The organism is Ensifer sp. EB106-05-01-XG146, from assembly GCF_058791875.1.
The window spans coordinates 1,785,802-1,804,410 of sequence record NZ_JBYTDX010000002.1 but is presented as its reverse complement, the minus strand read 5'-3'; the positions used below and the strand labels follow the sequence as shown (position 1 = coordinate 1,804,410).

18 protein-coding genes are annotated in these 18,609 nt (G+C 63.7%); 10 read left to right on the top strand and 8 right to left on the bottom strand.

Annotation, left to right across the window (positions count from 1 at the left end; genetic code table 11):
- Nucleotides 1-23: 23 nt before the first annotated feature.
- Complete coding sequence (locus AC3WVQ_RS28330) at nt 24-881, top strand: MurR/RpiR family transcriptional regulator (RefSeq protein WP_043614025.1); 858 nt, start codon at nt 24-26, stop codon at nt 879-881.
- 17 nt (nt 882-898) lie between these two features.
- On the opposite strand, the gene AC3WVQ_RS28325 is transcribed toward AC3WVQ_RS28330, so the two are convergent.
- The 6 genes from AC3WVQ_RS28325 to AC3WVQ_RS28300 all read right to left on the bottom strand — a co-directional run bounded on the left by AC3WVQ_RS28325 (nt 899) and on the right by AC3WVQ_RS28300 (nt 7,509).
- Nucleotides 899-2,197, bottom strand: a complete 1,299-nt coding sequence (locus AC3WVQ_RS28325) for an amidohydrolase family protein (protein WP_060517830.1) — start codon at nt 2,195-2,197, stop codon at nt 899-901.
- Nucleotides 2,198-2,242: 45 nt separating this feature from the next.
- Nucleotides 2,243-3,202, bottom strand: a complete 960-nt coding sequence (locus AC3WVQ_RS28320) for a GlxA family transcriptional regulator (protein WP_060517832.1) — start codon at nt 3,200-3,202, stop codon at nt 2,243-2,245.
- Nucleotides 3,202-4,197: an SLAC1 anion channel family protein gene (locus AC3WVQ_RS28315; RefSeq protein ID WP_034787853.1), complete on the bottom strand. Its 996-nt coding sequence runs from the start codon at nt 4,195-4,197 to the stop codon at nt 3,202-3,204. Before AC3WVQ_RS28315 ends, AC3WVQ_RS28320 begins: the two co-directional genes overlap by 1 nt.
- Before the next feature lie 157 nt (nt 4,198-4,354).
- The gene (locus AC3WVQ_RS28310; protein WP_060517834.1) at nt 4,355-5,116 is read right to left on the bottom strand and encodes a sulfite exporter TauE/SafE family protein; all 762 of its coding nucleotides are present in this window, start codon (nt 5,114-5,116) and stop codon (nt 4,355-4,357) included.
- A 28-nt stretch (nt 5,117-5,144) separates the two neighbouring features.
- Nucleotides 5,145-6,020, bottom strand: coding sequence for an MBL fold metallo-hydrolase (locus tag AC3WVQ_RS28305; RefSeq protein ID WP_060517836.1), 876 nt, complete (start codon nt 6,018-6,020; stop codon nt 5,145-5,147).
- The gene (locus AC3WVQ_RS28300; protein WP_082566296.1) at nt 6,013-7,509 is read right to left on the bottom strand and encodes an aminotransferase class V-fold PLP-dependent enzyme; all 1,497 of its coding nucleotides are present in this window, start codon (nt 7,507-7,509) and stop codon (nt 6,013-6,015) included. Before AC3WVQ_RS28300 ends, AC3WVQ_RS28305 begins: the two co-directional genes overlap by 8 nt.
- A gap of 100 nt (nt 7,510-7,609) precedes the next feature.
- On the opposite strand from AC3WVQ_RS28300, the gene AC3WVQ_RS28295 reads away from it, so the two are divergent.
- Nucleotides 7,610-8,092 (top strand): Lrp/AsnC family transcriptional regulator, encoded by a 483-nt coding sequence (locus AC3WVQ_RS28295; RefSeq protein ID WP_034787865.1) that lies wholly within the window; start codon nt 7,610-7,612, stop codon nt 8,090-8,092.
- 33 nt (nt 8,093-8,125) lie between these two features.
- On the opposite strand, the gene AC3WVQ_RS28290 is transcribed toward AC3WVQ_RS28295, so the two are convergent.
- Together AC3WVQ_RS28290 and uxuA are read right to left on the bottom strand one after the other, a co-directional pair.
- Nucleotides 8,126-8,818, bottom strand: a complete 693-nt coding sequence (locus AC3WVQ_RS28290; protein ID WP_034787868.1) for an RraA family protein — start codon at nt 8,816-8,818, stop codon at nt 8,126-8,128.
- 8 nt (nt 8,819-8,826) lie between these two features.
- A complete protein-coding gene (gene uxuA / locus AC3WVQ_RS28285; RefSeq protein ID WP_492383313.1) occupies nt 8,827-10,017 on the bottom strand; it encodes a mannonate dehydratase in 1,191 nt (396 codons plus the stop codon).
- 201 nt (nt 10,018-10,218) lie between these two features.
- Here uxuA and AC3WVQ_RS28280 point away from each other — a divergent pair, with 201 nt between their 5' ends.
- The 8 genes from AC3WVQ_RS28280 (at nt 10,219) to AC3WVQ_RS28245 (ending at nt 18,589) form a co-directional block, all read left to right on the top strand.
- Nucleotides 10,219-10,962 (top strand): FadR/GntR family transcriptional regulator, encoded by a 744-nt coding sequence (locus AC3WVQ_RS28280; protein ID WP_051659113.1) that lies wholly within the window; start codon nt 10,219-10,221, stop codon nt 10,960-10,962.
- Between the two features lie 111 nt (nt 10,963-11,073).
- Nucleotides 11,074-12,033 carry a substrate-binding domain-containing protein gene (locus tag AC3WVQ_RS28275; RefSeq protein ID WP_051659114.1) on the top strand — a complete coding sequence of 320 codons (960 nt, stop codon included), beginning with the start codon at nt 11,074-11,076 and terminating at the stop codon, nt 12,031-12,033.
- Between the two features lie 74 nt (nt 12,034-12,107).
- Entirely contained in the window at nt 12,108-13,652 is a 1,545-nt protein-coding gene (locus AC3WVQ_RS28270; RefSeq protein WP_082566297.1) for a sugar ABC transporter ATP-binding protein, read from the top strand.
- Nucleotides 13,649-14,641, top strand: a complete 993-nt coding sequence (locus tag AC3WVQ_RS28265; protein WP_492383288.1) for an ABC transporter permease — start codon at nt 13,649-13,651, stop codon at nt 14,639-14,641. The genes AC3WVQ_RS28270 and AC3WVQ_RS28265 overlap by 4 nt, the downstream gene beginning before the upstream one ends.
- Nucleotides 14,642-14,749: 108 nt before the next feature.
- On the top strand, nt 14,750-15,535 hold the full coding sequence (locus AC3WVQ_RS28260; RefSeq protein WP_034787900.1) for an SDR family NAD(P)-dependent oxidoreductase: 786 nt from the start codon (nt 14,750-14,752) through the stop codon (nt 15,533-15,535).
- A gap of 19 nt (nt 15,536-15,554) precedes the next feature.
- Nucleotides 15,555-16,667, top strand: coding sequence for a mannonate dehydratase (locus AC3WVQ_RS28255; RefSeq protein WP_492383287.1), 1,113 nt, complete (start codon nt 15,555-15,557; stop codon nt 16,665-16,667).
- 9 nt (nt 16,668-16,676) lie between these two features.
- Nucleotides 16,677-17,570 carry an SMP-30/gluconolactonase/LRE family protein gene (locus AC3WVQ_RS28250; RefSeq protein WP_492383286.1) on the top strand — a complete coding sequence of 298 codons (894 nt, stop codon included), beginning with the start codon at nt 16,677-16,679 and terminating at the stop codon, nt 17,568-17,570.
- Nucleotides 17,567-18,589: a hypothetical protein gene (locus tag AC3WVQ_RS28245; RefSeq protein ID WP_492383285.1), complete on the top strand. Its 1,023-nt coding sequence runs from the start codon at nt 17,567-17,569 to the stop codon at nt 18,587-18,589. Before AC3WVQ_RS28250 ends, AC3WVQ_RS28245 begins: the two co-directional genes overlap by 4 nt.
- The last annotated feature ends 20 nt before the right edge of the window (nt 18,590-18,609 follow it).

Sequence of the window (18,609 nt, the reverse complement as noted above, 5' to 3'; positions counted from 1 at the left end):
CCGATCATGCAAGGGGAGGGGACGTGGCGCAGCGAATCCTGAAGCTGGTGCGCAGCGACGAGCTCAGACGCTCGAAATCTGATAAGCTCATCGCCAACTACATCGAGCGTAATCTGGCCGACATTCCCTTCGAGACGGCGCGTTCGATCGCGACCCGGCTTGAAGTTTCGCCGATGACGGTCGGGCGTTATCTTCGGCGCATGGGCTTCGACGGTCTCGACGAGCTGAAACTGGAGCTTCGGCGCGACGGCTCCAACAATCCTGCCTGGCAGGTGAAGGGATCGGTTGGCCGTCTGCGCGACGACAACCGCGAAGGCAAGCTGCTTGCCGGCCTGATCCAGCAGCAGATCGACAATCTCGGCATGATCTATGAGTTGACGACCGCGCCGGAATGGCAGCAGGCGATCGACGCTCTGATTGCTGCCAGCGAGGTCTATGTCGCTGCCTACCAGAACGTACGCGGCATCGCGCAGTATTTCGCGAGCCAGCTATCCTATACCCGGCCGCGGGTGCAGTTCGTCGATGGCCTCAACGGCACCTATGCCGAGCTGCTCGACGGTTCCGTCGAGGGACGCGTGCTGTTCCTGCACGACGTACGCCGCTTCGCCGCCAAGGCGCGGCCCTTGGCGGAGGAGGCGCGTCGGGCCGGCGTCAAGGTCATCCTCTTCACCGACGAGTTCTGCCCCTGGGCGCCGGAGGTCTCCGACATCTGCCTCGTCGTGCCCGGGTCCCATGGTCCGCTCTGGGATGGAGCAGCAACGACCGTCGCGGTCATGGACCTGCTTCTGAGCAACATCATCGTCGTCCTCGGCGACGAGGTCGGCGAGCGCGTCGCCCAGCTTACTCGGCTACAGAACGTCTTCGGCGACTTCGAGGATTGAAATCGAAGTCCGAAAGCTCAGGGCGCCGACGTCTGCGGGATGTAATCCAGCCCGATGTCGATGGAGGCCGGCCGGCCGTCGAGAAGCAGTTCGCTGATGCGCGGCGCCGTCCTGGCGATGACCTTGCCGTCCTTGACCACGCAGAGCCGGTTCGGTTTCAGCCGCAGCGCTTCGCTGACATCGGCCGCCTGCATCAGGACGAGGTCGGCCTTACAGCCGACGTCGAGGCCATAGCCTTCAAGGCCCATGGTTTTCGCTGCATTCACGGTGATGGCGTCGAAGATCTTGCGCTTGTCCTCGATCCCGCCCATCTGCGTCACGTGGATGGCCATGTGAGCCACTTCCAGCATGTCGCCCGAACCCATCGAGTACCAGGGATCCATGACGCAGTCGTGCCCGAAGGAAACGTTGAGGCCGGCCGCCATCAACTCGCGAACCCGCGTCATGCCGCGGCGCTTGGGATAGGTGTCGTGGCGTCCCTGCAGCATGATGTTGATCAGCGGATTGGGGATCACGTTGATCTCCGCCTCCGCCATCAGCGGGATCAGCTTGGAGACATAGTAGTTGTCCATCGAGTGCATCGAAGTCAGGTGCGATCCGGCGACGCGGCCCTGAAGTCCGAAACGGACCGTTTGAGCCGCCAGCGTCTCGATGTGGCGCGACATCGGATCGTCGGTCTCGTCGCAATGCATGTCGACCGGCAGGCCGCGGTCTGCGGCGATCCGGCAGAGCACTTCCACCGAGCGGGTGCCATCTTCCATCGTGCGCTCGAAATGCGGGATGCCGCCGACGATGCCGATGCCCATATCGAGTGCGCGGTTCAGTGAAGCCTCGCCGTCGGCCGCGCGAAAATAGCCGTCCTGCGGGAAGGCGACGAGCTGCAGGTCGATATAGGGCGCGACCTTTTCCTTTACCTCCAGCAGTGCCTCGGCCGTCACCAGCCGTGGATCGGAGGTGTCGACGTGGCTGCGGATGGCAAGAAGGCCCTGGCTGACGGCGAGGTCGCAATAGCGTAGCGCCCGCTCGACCAGCGCCTCCTTGGTCAACATCGGGCGCAGCTCGCCCCAGAGCGCGATGCCTTCCAGCAGCGTGCCCGAAATGTTCATCCGCGGCAGTCCGAGCGACAGCGTCGCGTCCATGTGGAAATGCGGGTCGCAGAAAGGCGGGCTGAGCAGGCGGCCGGTGGCGTCGATTTCTTCGCCCGCTGTCGCGGCAAGAGCCATCTCGATCGCTGCGATCTTGCCGCCCTTGACGCCGACATCGACGCCAAGCCGTCCGTCCGGAAGATTGGCATTGCGGATGATCAGGTCGAACATGCTGGTTTCTCCGGTGGCGGTAACGGCGCGGGCCTTGAGCGAGGCTTAGGAGCCGAAGCTCTTTCGATAAGCCGCCGGCGACGTGCCGAATCGACGAACGAAGGAACGACGGAAGGCGATATCGTCATGGAAGCCGATATCGGTCGCAATCTTTTTGAGCGGGATGCTTGTGTCTTCGGCCAATCTGCGCCCCGCCTCAAGCCGCATGCTCTCAACATAGTCAGCCGGCGTCATGCCCACCTCCTGCTTGAATTGCCTGGAGAAGTTTCGCTCGCTCATGCCGGTGCGCCTGGCGATCGCCCCGACACCGAGATCGGCAGAGAGGTTGTCGGCAATGTAGTCCTGCGCGGCGCGAATAGGGGTCTTCTGCGCAAGCTGGCCGGCAAGGAGCGTGCTGAACTGGGTCTGGCCGCCGGGTCGCTTGAGGAAGACAACAAGTTCACGCGCGACTTTCAAGGCGATGTCCAGGCCGAGATCCTTTTCGACGATGGCAAGTGCGAGGTCGATGCCGGCTGTCACGCCCGCCGAGGTCCAGACATTGCCGTCCTTGGTAAAGATGCGGTTGGGCTCGAGCTTCACCTCCGGAAAGCGCTTGCCGAATTCCGCCGCTTGCGACCAATGCGTCGTCGCCCGCCTGCCGTTCAACAGGCCCGCTTCGCCGAGCACGAAGGCGCCGGAGCATACCGATCCGAAGCGACTGGCACGGGCGGATGCGTCCTTCACCCAAGTCAGAAGCGATATCGGAAGCGGTCGTTCGTGAATGAGCGGGTCCCCGGCAACCAGCAGGGTATCGATGTCGGCAATGCCGTCATCCATCGCACGGTCGGGAAGGAGGGTCAGCCCGGAAGACCCACGCACCGGGGCGGTGGAGGCGCTGACGACCTCCACCGAATAATGGTCGGTGCCACTCTGACGGTTGGCCTCCGCGAACACGTCCGAAGGGCCGATAACGTCGAGGAGCTGGACGCCCTGCATTGCGACGATCGCGACTTTGTGAACGGCCATTAGCGAACCTCGAACAATCTGCCGGTGAGGATGATGCTGATCGTCCGATAGAAGACAACCGCAATCGCGCCAGCCAGAAACAGAAAGAACAGTCCAGCCAGCCCGGTGAGGACGGTGCTCTCGGCAGACGCAGCATACCGGAAGAAGGCGATCGAGAGCGCAGCAAGCGGAAAGCTGATCGCCCACCAGCCGACGCTGAAGGGGACATGGGAGCGGAATACCATCGGCGACAGGACGAGCATCAGAAACAGCGCGAAGTAGAACAGGACCGTGGCGAAGAGATCGACCGAACCCGTGACATTGGTATAGGCGAGGAAGCCGACGGCAAAGGGGGCGACCAGAACCATGAGAGACGGCCGAGCCAGCGCCGGAAGTGGATCTTCATGGCGCAACCGCGAGAAGATCAGCGCAATGAAGACTGCGGCGATGACGCTGCCGACCGAGAAGGCAAGCATGTTGACCTCATGTGCCCAGGCGAACGGCATGGCGTGGCCGGTAACGGCGATATCCAGAGTGGCGACACCGGGGATGAGCAGCGGCGGCAGCGTCGTATCGCGCGACTGTTGCCGGCCGAGGAAGCCCCTGGCGACGACATAGGCGAGGGCGAAGGTCAGCGCCGACGCAGCCGTCCAGACGACTTCTGACAGCAGCGGGCTATAGCGGTTCAGAAAAGCTGACTGCAGAAGCAAGCCGATTGCGACCGTTGCGAAGAAGTTGCTTTGAACCGGATGGGCGAATTCGGCGGCGACCGTGGCCGGATGGCGGTGCCACTTGAAAGCGTAGCCGAGCGCAAGGCTTAGAAAGATCGAAGTCCCGAGCCAGCCGACATATTCGCCGGGAAGGGCCGGCAGACCGATCGTCCTGGTGGCTTCGCGCCAGGCGAGGCTCAGGCCGGTTATGCCCATTACCGAGGCGAACAGGTTGATCGGAAGCTGCGAGATCGACCTGCGGGTCAACGGCGTGCTGTTCGAGAGGTCCATGGATTGAACGGTCATTGGATTATTCCTGTCCGAAAGAGTGCTGACAGGATTAAAACACGCCACGCCGTTGTCTTGAATGATCCAGATAGTACGATTCCGGACTCGCTGCGTATGTTTCCGGCCAAGGACCGATCAGTCGCGCCGTCATATGGATTGCGGACGGCGAAGCCGGTCACACGGCTCCGTAGCTGCGCCAGAGAACGTAAAGGCTGACGGAAAAGATGATCGCACGGAAAATCTTGGTCAGCGTATCGCGCTGGGTCGAAAGCTGCGTCGAAACGATCGTGCCGATCACGCCACCCGCGACGCCACCCAGGATGAAGTAGCCGGCGATGCGCCAATCCACCAATCCAGAGGCGGCATAGTTGATCGCGGTCGTCAGGCCGAAGGTGCCGACAGCAAGCAGCGACGTGCCCACAGCGTTGATGAGCGGCATGCCGGTCGCAAGCAGCAGTCCGGGAACGATGAGGAAACCGCCGCCGATGCCGAAGAAGCCGGAACAGGTGCCGGTCAGAAGCGCTGTCAAGCCGGTCTTGGCGTGTGTGCCGAGCGAAAGCGACTGCGGTGTCGCCGCCGTGTCGCACCTGACCTTCCGCATGGCGAAGCTGACGAACATCATCACGAGGCCGAAGAGGAACAGCAATCGCTGGCCATCGATCAGCTTGCCGAGGCTGGAGCCGAAAAAGGCGCCAAGCGAACCCGCGACCGTGAAGATCAGCGCGCAGCGCCACCAGAGATGACCGCGGAGCGCGTGGCTTATCAGGTTGAGATAGGCATTGGCGGAAACCGCAAGCGCTCCGGTGCCGAGCGCGGTGTGCACGTCGCGGATGCCGACGACATAGATCAGGAGCGGCGTCGCCAGGATCGAGCCGCCACCGCCGATCAGGCCGAGCGTGAAGCCGGTGAGCGAACCGGAGCCGATCGCAAGCAGCATCTGCTGGAAGGGGTCCGCCACGATGCCGCTACCCCCAGACCGAACCGGGCAGCGCGTCGAGCGGTATCTTCAGGTAGCGTCGGCCGTTGTCCTCGGCGACAGGGAGCTCGCCGCCACGCACGTTCACCTGCAGCGCGTACAGGATGAGCTTCGGCATCGGCAGGGTGCGGTCGCGCGCCTCGCGCAGGCCGACGAAATCGGCCTCGGACTTGCCGGCAACGTGCGGGTTCGTGGCCTTCTGTTCGGCGACCGTGCTTTCCCAGCGCGCCTCGCGGCCGCCGGGGCAATAGTCGTGGCCGGTGAAGAGCCGTGTTTCGTCCGGCAGTGCCAGAATGGCCTGGATCGAGCGCCAGAGGTCGGCAGCGCTTCCGCCCGGAAAGTCGGCGCGGGCCGAGCCGCTGTCGGGCATGAACAGCGTGTCGTGAATGAAGGCGGCGTCGCCGATCACGTAAGAGATCGAGGCGAGCGTATGTCCCGGCGAATGCATGACGTGGGCCTTGAGCTCACCGATCTGAAACGTCTCGCCGTCGGCAAACAGCCGGTCCCATTGCGAACCGTCGCAGGCGAAGTCCGGCCAGTTGTAGATCTCCTTCCAGATCCGCTGCACGCCCTTCACATGTTCGCCGATCGCCGTCGGCGCGCCGGTCTTCGCTTTGAGGTAGCGCGCCGCCGAGAAATGGTCGGCGTGCGGGTGGGTGTCGAGGATCCACTCGACCGTCAAACCCTTGGCGGCGATATGGTCGAGGATCGCATCGGCATTCCGCGTCGCGGTCGAGCCGGACTTTTCATCGAAGTCCAGCACCGGATCGATGATCGCGCATTTGCCCGTCGCCGGGTCGGCGACGACATATTGGATGCTGCCGGTGCGGGGATCGTAGAAGCCGGTCACATCGGGCTTATGCATAGGCGAGGGCCTCTTCAGCCGCGGCGCACGGGAAGAAGATCGCGCGGGCGGGGTCAAAATCGTAATCAGCTTCGAAGCTCGGCGCGTCGGCGGCGAGCTGCGTGACGCAATCGAGAATGTACTTCACCTTGTCTTCCGAAAGCAGCACGCTGAAGTTCAGCCGGGTGAAACCCGGCTTCTCGATTTCCTCGCCGGCAAGGATCGCCTGGCGGATCTGTTCGGAGTGCTCGGCATCGATCGACAGCAGCCGATGAACGTAAGGTCCGGCGCAGGCGCAGCCGCCGCGCGCCTGGATGCCGAAGCGGTCGCTCAGCATGCGGGTGACGAGCTGCTGGTGGACATAGCCGCCCTTGCCGTTCCTGATGCGGAACGAAAAGATCGGCAGCCGGTCCGGTTCTTGCAAGCCGAGCAGTTCCAGTTGCGGAATGGCCCTCCAGGCGGCAAACGCCTGCTCCGCCAGTTCGCGGTTGCGCCGCTCCATGCTCTCAAGCCCGATCGCGTGTTTGACGATGAAGGCAAGGGCTGCACGGATGTCACCGACGACGTTCGGCGTTCCGGCCTCTTCGCGGGCCTCGATGTTGGCGCTGTAGTCGTGTGTATCCGGCGAAACGAACTTCACCGTGCCGCCGCCCGGCCAGGTCGGCTTGTCGGTCGTGACACTGTCGCGGCGAACGATCAGGATGCCGGAAGCACCCGGGCCACCGATGAACTTGTGCGGCGAGACGACGATGGCGTCGATCTCGGCACCGGAAACGGGAGACATGGCGATTGGAACATAGGGGCCGGCGCCGGCATAGTCCCAGATCATCTTCGCACCGGCAGCCTTGACCATGCGGGTGATCGCGGCCACGTCGCTGGTGATGCCGGTGATGTTCGAGCCGGCCGAGAGGGTACAGACTGTCAGGTCGGACGAGCCAACGCTCAGCGCTTTGCGAAGTTCCGTGAGGTCCGGTCCACCCGCCGGGCATTCGGCGATCTCAACGATCTCAGCGCCGCTTTCGCGCCAGGGCAGGATGTTGGAGTGGTGCTCGTAGGGGCCGATGATGACGCGGACGGTTTGGCCGGCAGCAACCGCGTCGCTAACGCCGACGAGTTTGACCAGACGGTTGATGCCGGAGGTCGCACCGGAGCCGGTGAAGATCACGGCATGGTCGGCCGTGGCGCCGCAGAATTCCCCGATCAGCGCCCGCGCTTCCCGCCGCATCCGGGTCATGAAGCCCCCGCAATAGGAGGCTTCGGTGTGGCTGTTGGCGTAGTAAGGCAGGACCTCTTCGAGCACGAAATCTTCGATCACGCGCAGCGCGCGGCCGGAGGCGACGTAGTCGGCATAGACCAGTGCCTTCGTGCCGTAGGGACCGGCGATCCGCGCCTTCGCTCCGACCAGGTCGTCGCGTAGCTCGGCGACGAGACCCGGCCGGTTCAGGGACTGGCGGAACCGGGCGAGCGGCGAGAGCGCCTCGCAGGGTTGGTGGACGGCGGGCACGATCATCGCGCTTACTCCTCGGAGCGGACATTGACAGCAATTGTAATCCCGTCCAGGGTCGAAAACCTCACCTATCTTCTGCGGTTTCATCGAGGAATTGTGTCAAATGATCGAATCGTCGCTCAAAATCGATGCTTTCGATCTGAACATTCTTACCGCATTGCAAAAAGATTCGTCGCTGTCGCAGCGGGATCTGGCCGAAAAGGTCGGCCTGTCGCAAAACGCCTGCTGGCGGCGCCTCCAGCGCCTGCAGGCAATCGGTGTGATCCGGGGCTCGCATGCAGACATCGATCTCGACGCTTTGGGGCTGGATCTCACCGTGTTCGTGATGATCCGCACCCGCCATCACTCCAAGGAATGGAGCGACGGTTTTCGGCAGCATGTCGAGCGGTTGCCGGAGGTGATCGATTTCTATCGCATCGGCGGGGATTGGGATTATCTGATCAAGGTGGTGACCCGCGGCATGCGCGGCTATGACACCTTCTACCAGAAGCTCATCACCAATTTCGACCTCGCCACGGTCACCGGCTTCTTCTCGATGGAGGCGATCATCAACGGTCGCCCCGTGGATCTGAGCCGGTTGAGGTGAGGCGCCGTCTCCCGGCACCTCATCATTCTGTCGTTACATGACGCCGAAGCGTTCGAAGGCCTCGACGGTGCTCATGCCGGCCTCGATCGCCAGCCGCACCTTGTTTTCAGTCTCGGCCTTTTCCAGCGCCAGCGCGATCGCCTCGCGCTCCGCCTCCTTCGGGATGACGAGCACGCCGTCGCGGTCGCCGAAGAGGATGTCGCCCGGCCGGATGCGGATGCCGCCGATCTCGATCGGGATGCCGTAGTCGACGACCTTGCCGCGTGGGCCCTGGTCCTGGGCGTAGGAGCCGTAGCAGAAGGTCGGGAAATCGAGCGCGAGAATGCCGGCGCTGTCGCGGCAATAGCCGTCGCAGATCGCACCGGCCGCCTTGAGTTTCATTGCTCGCGTCGACATCAGTTCGCCCCAGACCGCATAGCGCGGCGACGAGCCGGAACAGACGTAGATCTCGTTTTCCTTCAGGCTATCGAGTGCATGGAACATCAGGCCGAAAGGCTTGGCGCTGAATTCCGAATGGCCGCCGGCCTCAGCGGTCGCGAAAAAATCCGCCTCCAGCACGGGCATCGCGCGGCCCACAGCGACCATGTCGTCGCGCAGCGCCTTGATCTGCGGCGGCAGGAACTGGTGCTGCAGGCCCATCGTGTCGAGAATGTCGCCGACCACGGCCGTGAACAGCCGGCTGCGCATGGCGGTAAAGAGTTCGGTATCGTCTTCAAAATGTTTCATGTCTTCCCTCAATCCTTGTGCGCCATGGCCGTTGCAATGCCCTGCATGACGCCTCTGATTTCTGCGAGACCCTTCAAGCGCCCGATCAGCGAATAGCCGGGGTTGATCCGCTCCTTGCCGATGTCGTCTGCGAGCAGATGGCCGTGATCGGGCCGAAGCGGGATCTGCCAGTCGGTGCGACCCTTGCGGACGCGGCGCTCCTGCTCCTGCATCAACGCCAATATCACCGCGGGCATGTCGCTCGATCCGCCAAGATGGTCGGCCTCGTAGAAGGATCCGTCTTCTTCGCGCTGGACGTTGCGCAGATGGGCGAAATGGATGCGCGGGCCGAATTCGCGCACCATGGCCGGCAAATCGTTGTCGGCGCGTGTGCCGTAAGAGCCGGTGCAGAAGGTGATGCCGTTGGCCGGACTGTCGACGGCAGCGAGAATGCGCCGGACGTCGGCCGGCGTCGAAACGATCCGCGGCAGGCCATAGAGAGAGAAGGCTGGGTCATCCGGATGGATGCAGAGCCGGATACCGACTTCTTCTGCGACCGGCACGATCTCCCTGAGGAAGCGCGCGAGGTTCTCATGCAAGATGTCGGCGGTGACGCCATTATATTCCGAGAGGGCTGCGAGGAAGCTCGCCCGGTTGAACTGGCGCTCGGTGGCCGGAAGACCGGCGATCAGATTGCGTTCGATCCGGTCGATTTTCGCCTGGTCCATCTCGTCGAAACGCTGGCGGGCGGCGGCGATCTGCTGCGTTGAGTAGCTGTCCTCCACATGCGGACGCTGCAGGACGAAGAGGTCGTAAGCGGCAAAATCGACAGCATCGAAGCGCAGCGCAAAGCCGCCATTGGCCAAAGGCTGCATCAGTTCCGTGCGCGTCCAGTCGACCACCGGCATGAAGTTGTAGCAGACGATGCTGATGCCCGAACGTGCCAGGGCGCGAAGCGTATCCTTGTACCAGCCGATATAGCGATCGCTATCTGGCGTCGCGAGCTTGATCGAATTGTGCACCGGAATGCTCTCGACGACGCTCCAGCGCAGGCCGGCGGCCTCGATCAGCGCCTTCTGCTTAAGGATAGCCTCATCGGACCACGGCGAGCCGTCGTAAATGTGATGCAGCGCCGAGACGATCCCTGTGGCGCCCGCCTGCCGGATGTGGCTGAGCGGCACCGGATCGTTGGGCCCGTACCAGCGAAAGCACTCTTCCATCAGTCTCATGCAGAACTCCTACCCGCTTCCGTGGCTATTGTTGGACCACGCCCGGCAATAATGTCCCATTGGTCCAACAATTCAAGTCTGAAAGCGGAGATTTCGCGTGAAAATCACCGATTAAGCTGAGGCCTTCAAATTTTCGCTTGACGGAAACTGCAATCTGGACCAACAAATAAGGCATCGCAGGGAGGAGAGCCGGTGAGCAGTTCGGTAAGGGAAGAGGTGTTGTCGGGCGTCGAGGCCGTGGAGCCGGGCAAGACCTCGGCCGTCGATCGGCTGGTCGAGCAGATCCGCGACATGATTTCTGAGCGTGGCCTTGGTGTCGGTGACGCGTTGCCGACCGAGCGTGATCTCGGCGAACAGTTCCAGGCCGGCCGCAACACCGTGCGCGAGGCGCTGCAGGTGCTGCGCGCCTATGGCATGGTCGAGACCCGGCCGAAGGTGGGCGCCGTGATCAGCGGTGGCCACGGCGAGGCGATCCGCCGGCTCTTTGCCTTTCACAACGGTATCTCACCGGACTCGTTTCATGACCTGCAGGGCTTCCGCCGCATCATCGAGACCGGTGTCGGCGAACACATCATCCTGACGGCCAGCGACGCCGATTTCGACCGGCTCGATGCGATCAATTCCAGGATCCTTGAGGCCGAGAGCGTCGAGGCAGCCGCACAGTGCGACTATGAGTTCCATTCGGCGATCGTCGAACTCTCGGGCAACCGCACGACGCTTGCCGCCTATCACATGCTGCGTTCGGTGATCGAGGAGGTCATGCGGCTCGGCAAGGCCGAACGTCCGGTGCACGCGGCGACCTTCGAGGCGCATGCCGAGATCATCCGGGCGCTGAGGGCGCGCGACCGCATCGCCTATGTCTACCTGATGAGCCGTCATCTGGAGTTCGGCATCCGCTTCGTCGATGCCGTGCCGGGCAGCTCGCAGCCACGATAAACATTTGGAGATTGGGTCCGAACCGCGCTTCACGCGGTGCGGGCAGCCATTTGCCGGATTTTCGCCCGTTGGTCCGGCGGCACGAACAGGGCACTTGGGAGGAGAACCAATATGAGCAACATGAAACGTCTGGCGCTTGCCGCACTTCTTGCCACCGTCAGCTTTGCGCCGGGCGCAGCCTTTGCTGGCGGCAAGGCGATCGCTGGCATCGTCTTCCAGCAGGACCAGTATTTCCGCGGCATCCAGATCGGCATGGAGAAGGCTGCGGAAGCCGCCGGCGACGAGCTTCTCGCCGGCAACAGCGACAGCAAGCTGGAGAAGGAAGCGCAGCTCATCGACACCTACATCGCTCGCGGCGTGAACTCGATCGTCGTGGCGCCGCTTTCGGCCGATGCCTCGGTGCCGGCGCTGAAGAAGGCGCGTGATGCTGGCATCACGGTCGTCACCTACGGCACTTCGGCCAATGGCGACGTCGCCCAGGCGACGGTGACGAGCTCGGACCGCGATATCGGCATCGGCACAGGCAACGCCGCAACCGACTTCCTGAAGACCCTCGGCAATGGTGGCAAGGTCAAGATCGGCACGCTCGCCTTCAAGGCACTGCTGCCTGAACAGTCGAACGCCCGCGTCGACGGGTTCTTAAGCGTCGTCAAGGACCAGGTCGATATCGTCGCCCAACAGGATGCCTGGCTTGCCGAAAAGGCGCTCGCGGTCGCAAGCGACATGCTGACGGCCAATCCCGATATCCAGGTGATCTACGCTGCCAACGAGGGCGGCACGATCGGTGCGGTCCAGGCCGTGAAAAAGGCAGGCCTCGAAGGCAAGGTCTTCGTCTTCGGCACCGACGGTTCCGAGCAGCTCGCCAACATGTTGCTGAATTCCGACAACGTACTGCAGGCAACGACGGCGCAGCAGCCGCTCGAGGTCGGCAAGCAGGCGATCGAAGCGGCACAGAACCTGCTCGACGGCAAGAAGATCGAGACCAAGGTCAACGTGCCGGTGCTGCCTCTGACGCGCGCCGATACGCAGGCGGTCGCGGCCTACAAGGAAGGCCTGAAGGCGCTGAAGTGATTGGGTTTTGACGTCAGCCGAGCGGCGGGACATCGCGCCCGCCACTCCCTCGTCTTGCACAGCAGGAAATCCGCATGAGCTATCCGCAACCGAGTTCAGCCGCGTTGCAAGGGGTGCAGGGACGGCTGGACTTTCGGGCCGTGACCAAGCGTTACGGTCCGACTGTCGCCCTCTCCGAATTCACCCACAGCTTCGCCCCCGGCCAGGTGCATGCCCTGATGGGCAAGAACGGCTCGGGCAAATCAACGCTCGTCAAGCTGCTTGCCGGCGTCACCGAGCCGACATCGGGCACGATCAGTGTCAATGGCGAGGATCGCCATTTCACCTCGCCGCATGATGCCTTTGCCGCCGGCATCGTCACCGTGCACCAGGAGCTCTCGCTGGTGCCGGAGCTTTCTGTCGGCGAGAACATCTTTCTCGGCCGGCTGCCGCATCGGCGTCGCGCCGGTTTCAGCGTCGTCGACTGGGCGGGCCTGCACAAGCGCGCCGGCGAATTGCTTGCCGACATGGGGCTTGCGATCGATTCCCGCCAGCCGGTTTCGGCGCTGAGCGTCGGCCAGCAGCAGGTGGTGGAAATCGTCAAGGCGATGTCCTTCAACCCGTCGATCCTGCTCTTGGACGAACCGACCTCGGCGCTGGCGTCGCGCGAGGTCAAGCAGCTCTTCGCACTGATCGAACGGCTGCGCGCCCGCGGCGTGACGATGATCTACATCACCCATCGGATGAGCGAGCTTTTCGAGATTGCCGATACCTGCACGGTGATCCGCGACGGCCATTACATCGGCGCGGTCGAGATGAAGGCGACGACGCCTTCGGCGATCGTCGGCATGATGTTCGGCGATGCCGCCCGCGCAACGCGGCCGCCGCGGCGCACGCTCGATCGCACCCGGCCGGTGCTCGAGGTGCGGGATCTCAGCCGCTCCGGGCATTTTCAGAATGTTTCTTTCGATCTCTATCCGGGCGAAATCCTCGGAATCGCCGGCCTGCTCGGCGCCGGGCGCACCGAACTGATGAGGGCGATCTTCGGCGCCGACCGGATCGACAGCGGTTCAGTGACGTTCAACAGTCGCGATATGACCGGTGCCAGCCCACGCGACATGCGCAAGGCGGGACTCGGCTACACGCCGGAAAATCGCAAGGAGGTCGGCCTCGTGCAGTCGCTTTCGACCGCCGACAATCTCTGCATGGCGAGCCTCGGCCCGATCTCCAACAGAGGCTTCATTTCGCGCCGCCGCGAACAGCCGCACGTGCGCCGCCAGATCGCCGATCTGCACATCAAGTGCGGCGATCCGGAACTGCCCGTGTCGTCGCTGTCGGGCGGCAACCAGCAGAAGGTGGTGATCGGCAAATGGTTGAACCGGCAGCCGTCGGTGATGTTCTTCGATGAGCCGAGCCGCGGCGTCGACGTCCAGGCCAAGCGCCAGATCTTCGACATCATCTGGCAACAGGCCGCCGATGGCCTTGCCAGCCTCTTTGTCTCGACCGAGCTCGAGGAGGTGCTGGAAGTCGCCGACCGCATCCTCGTCATGCATCACGGCGCCGTCGTCGCCGAAGTGGATCCGACGAAAACCGACCTGACCGAACTCTACGGCCTGTGCATGGAAGGGGCCAAGCAATGACACTCGTGAGCCAGACCACGGAAACAGGCGGACAGAACACGCCGCTCAAGTTTCTGAAAACCTACCCGATGGAGATCATTCTCGCCGCATTGGTGATTTTCCTGATCTTCGTCGCACCGGGCTTCGCCTCCACCAGCAACCTCTTGAACGTGCTGCGCACCGTCTCGATGCTCGGCATCATCGCCTTCGGCATGACGGCGGTTATCATCAGCGGGGAGATCGATCTCTCGGTCGGCGCCGGTGCCGCGCTCGCCGGCTGCATCGTTGCCTGGTTCGCCGACCGTTTCACCGACACGTTCGGTGACTGGGGCGCGGTCACCGTCGGTTTTGCGGTGGCACTTCTGCTCGGCTTCTCGCTCGGCTATCTCACCGGCCGTTTCCGGCAGTGGTTCAACGTGCCGACCTTCATCACCACCCTGGCGCTTTTCGCGGCACTCCGCGGTGTCGCCAATTTGATCACCGGCGGCTTCCCGATGTCGTCCTTCCCGCTCGGTTTCGATTTCCTCGGCGGCGGTTATCTCTTCGGCATTCCGTTCCCGGTCTATATCTTTGCGCTGACCTTCGCGGCGATGCACTTCCTGATGAAGTACACAAGCTTCGGCCGTGAGGTTTACGCGGTCGGCGGCAACATGGAGGCGGCACGTCTCTCCGGCATCGACATCTGGAAGGTGAAGGCGCTGACATTGGGCCTGACCGGCGCGCTAACCGCCGTCTCCGGCACGCTGATCGCCTCGCAGATCGGGGCCGGCACCGGGACGACGGCGACCGGCATGGAACTCGACGTGATCGCGGCCGTCATCATCGGCGGTACCTCGCTCTTCGGCGGCAAGGGCCGGATCTGGGGCACGCTGATCGGGGTGCTCTTCCTTGGATGCATCTCCAACGGCATGACGCTGATGAATGTCAGCGAATATTGGCAATACGTCGTGCGCGGCGGGATCATCCTCGGCGCCGTGCTCCTGAACCAGGTTCTGGAACGGGTGCGCTGAGACCGGCGCGGGGTGTCCGCATCCCGCTCCCCCTTATGACCAACGATCACGCTTATGATCTCGGGTCGACGCCGGCCCGGATCATCGCGATCCATCGCGGAGACAATCATGACTGAATTCAAGGGAAAGATCGCGCTGGTCACCGGCACGTCCGGGATCGGGCTTGCCTCGGCGATCCGGCTCGCCTCGTCAGGCGCGACCGTGCTTGCTTGTGGCAACGACGTCGCCACCAACGAAATCTTCGACCGCATAGCCAAAGAGCGCGACTTGCCGATGTCGACCCGACTGACGGACGTTGCCGTGGAAGCAGAGGTCGAGGCGGCCGTGCGCGAGGCGGTGCTGCGCCACGGCGGCCTCGACATCATCGTCAATGCCGCCGCCGTTCACCCCTATGGCACCGTGCTCGACACCAGCGCCGAGACCTTTGCGCGCTGCCTGTCGGTCAATGTCGGCTCGATTTATCTCACCGGCCGCTTCGGCATTCCGGAAATGATGAAGCGCGGCGGCGGCGCGATCGTCAACATCTCCTCGGTGCAGGGTCATGCCTGCCAGCAGAACGTCGCCGCCTATGTCGCTTCCAAGGGCGCGATCCATGCGCTGACCCGCGCCATGGCGCTCGATCATGCGGCGGCGAAGGTCCGGGTCAATTCGGTCAGCCCAGGCTCGGTGCGCACGCCGCTGCTATCGCTTGCAGCCCGCACCTATGGCGGCGAGGGCGTCAGCGAGGCGGAAGCCTTTGCCCGCTTCGGCGCGGCACACCCGATCGGCCGCATCGGCGAGCCGGAGGAGGTGGCCGAGCTGGTCGCTTATCTCGCCTCGGATCGCGCCGCCTTCGTCACCGGCTCGGACTTCCGCATCGACGGCGGCCTCACCGCCGGCATCGGCGTCAAATAATCGGATAGGAAACGACAAGATGAAAATCGGCCTTGGGCTCTACCGGGAGCAACTCACCCCGGATAACTTTCAGTTTGCCTTGCAGGCGGGCGCGACCCACGTCGTCGCGCATCTCACCAACTATTTCGCCGGCGAGGATCCGAAGATCGACAGTGGCGACCAGGGCGGCTGGGGTGATTGCTCCGGTGACCGGCTCTGGACTTACGAAGAGCTGTCGGCGCTCGTGAAGGACGTGCGGGCCGGTGGGCTGGAAGTGGCGGCGATCGAGAACTTCTCGCCGCGCTTCTGGCATGACGTGTTGCTCGACGGGCCAGAGCGGGCGCAGCAGATCGAGGGGCTGAAGCAGCTCATTCGCGACGCCGGTCGCGCCGGCATTCCCTGCATCGGCTACAATTTCTCGCTTGCCGGTGTCTATGGCTGGACCCGCGGCCCCTATGCCCGCGGCGGTGCGGAATCCGTCGGCTTCGGCGTCGAAAACAGCATCGCGCCAAGCCCGGATGCGCCGATCCCAGACGGCATGGTCTGGAACATGCGCTATCGTCGTGGCGTCGCCGGCGCTGCCTCCGTTTCCGTCAGCTCGGCGGAGCTCTGGGACCGCCTCAGCCACTTCCTGAAGGAGGTCGTGCCGGTCGCCGAGGAGGCGGGCGTGGTGCTCGGCGCTCACCCGGACGATCCGCCAGCCGAGGAACTGCGTGGCACCGCGCGGCTCGTCAACCGTCCGGAGAAGTACGACCGGCTGATGGCGATCGTCGACTCGCCCTCGAACGGGCTCGAACTCTGCCTCGGCTCGCTGCAGGAAATGCCGGGAGGGGATATCTACGAGCACGTTCGTCGTTTCGCCCGCTCCGGCCGCATCGGCTACATCCACTTCCGCAACGTACGCGGAAAGATGCCGCGTTATGTCGAGACCTTCGTCGACGAGGGCGATATCGACATGGCCGAAATCATCCGCATCCTGCGCGACGAAAACTACCAGGGTGTGATGATCCCCGACCATACGCCGGCCATGACCTGCGGCGCCTCCTGGCATGCGGGCAAGGCCTTTGCGCTCGGCTACATGAAGGCGCTTGTGCAGAATGCCGAGGCGCTCGGCCCCGCGCGTTCGATCCCGACAAGCATCGCAGCGGAATAGGAGGCGGAGATGGCCCGTGAGCTCGTCTGTGTCGCGCCCGTCGGCGACCGCTGCGGCGAGGGCGCCGTCTGGTCGGCGGAAGAGGCGGCGCTCTACTGGACCGACATCAACCGCTTTCTGATCCACCGCTATGACGAGGCGACGTGCGCGGTCAGGACGTGGCTCTTCGACGAGCCGGTGGTGGCGATCTCGCTGACCCGTGAAGATGGGCGTCTGCTCATCGCTCTCGGCTCGAAGCTCATATGGTGGTGGCCCGAAACCGACCGGCGGCAGGATCACGGCTTCGTCCTGCCCGGTTCACCGCGTGTTCGGCTGAATGACGGTCGCGCCGATCCCCTCGGAAACTTCTGGGTCGGCTCGATGAAGAACAACGTGCTTCCGGATGGCCAGCTTGGCGACGTTGCCCCGGGCGAGGGCATCCTCTACCGGATCGCGCCCGATGGCACCGTCACCGAATGGCGGCATGGCCTCGGCATTTCCAACACGCTCTGCTGGAGCCCGGATCGAAGCACCTTCTACTTCGGCGATACGCTGGCAAACGAGATTTACGCCTTCGACTATCATGCCGTGGACGGCTCGATTTCCAGCGAGCGACCCTTCTTCACCGGTTTCGATCGCGGCGCGCCCGACGGCTCGGCGATCGACAGCGAGGGATTCCTCTGGAACTGCCGTTATGGCGGTGGCTGCATCGCCCGTGTCGCGCCGGATGGCAGCCTTGCCGAGACGATCGACATGCCGGTCACCAACATCACCACCTGCACTTTCGGTGGCGCCGACCTGAAGACGCTTTACATCACCACGGCCGGTGCGGGGCCAGCCGAGCGTCTCGCCGGCAGCCTCTATGCCATGCGCGTCACGGTCGCCGGCATGCCGGAAAACCGGTTCGGGGCGGCTACAAAGTGAGCGCGGAGACCACACGGCGCGCGCTCGCCTGGGCGCATGGCTGCCTCTCGGTGCAGTCGCTCGGCGGCATGCTCGGCCCGGTGCTGTTCCTGCTTCCGGACGGGCGGCAGGTCAGCCCCTTGCACGTTGCGCCTTGGGGCAACGATCCCGAGCGCGAGACGCTGCCGGAGATCCTGAAGGAATTGCGTGGCGAGTGGCCGTGCGTGCCTTTCGGCAGCGACGCCAGCCGCACGCTTCCTGCAGGCTGGTCCGTAGACGGTGAGAGTTTCGACGGCGCCGGCGTGCCGCACGGCCATAGCTCCAATGTCCATTGGGAGTGGGGTGCCTGCGACGACCGCCAGATAGCGATGGAGTGCCGTTATCCGGAGAACCATCCGATCCGACTGTTGCGGCGGCGGATCGTGCCGGATCCAAATGCGCCCTCTATCGACATCACCCTGGAAATCGAGGCCCGGCGTCCGTGCCGCCTGCCGATCGGCCTGCATCCGACGTTCCGACTGCCGAGCCGTCCCGGTTCGGTCACGATCGAACCCGGCGCCCATGATCGCGTCTGGAGTTTTCCCGGCGATGTCGAACCGGGCGCGGCTCTGTTCTCGCCCGATCGGCAATGGTCATCGCTCGGCAAGGTCGAGACGCGCAAAGGTGTCATGCTCGATGCGTCGCAGGTGCCGCTGGTCGAGGAGACCGAGGACCTGCTGCAGCTCTCGGGCATCGACGGCAGCCTCGCGCTCCACTATCGCGACGAGGGTTTTCGCGCGCGGCTCACTTGGCAGAACGAGCATTTCCCAAGCTTCCTGCTCTGGTACAGCAACCGCGGTCGCAAGGCCTACCCCTGGAATGGGCGGCACGTGGCGCTCGGCGTCGAGCCGATCGCATCCGCCTTCGATCTCGGACCGGCAGTCTCCACGGGCGACAGCCCCATCGCGGCATCCGGCGTTGCAACGGCGATTGCCTTCGAACCCGATCAGACCTTCACCACCCGCTATCGGCTTTCCGTCGAAGCCGCTCCGATCGGCTGAATGGTCGCTCGCTGAGACAT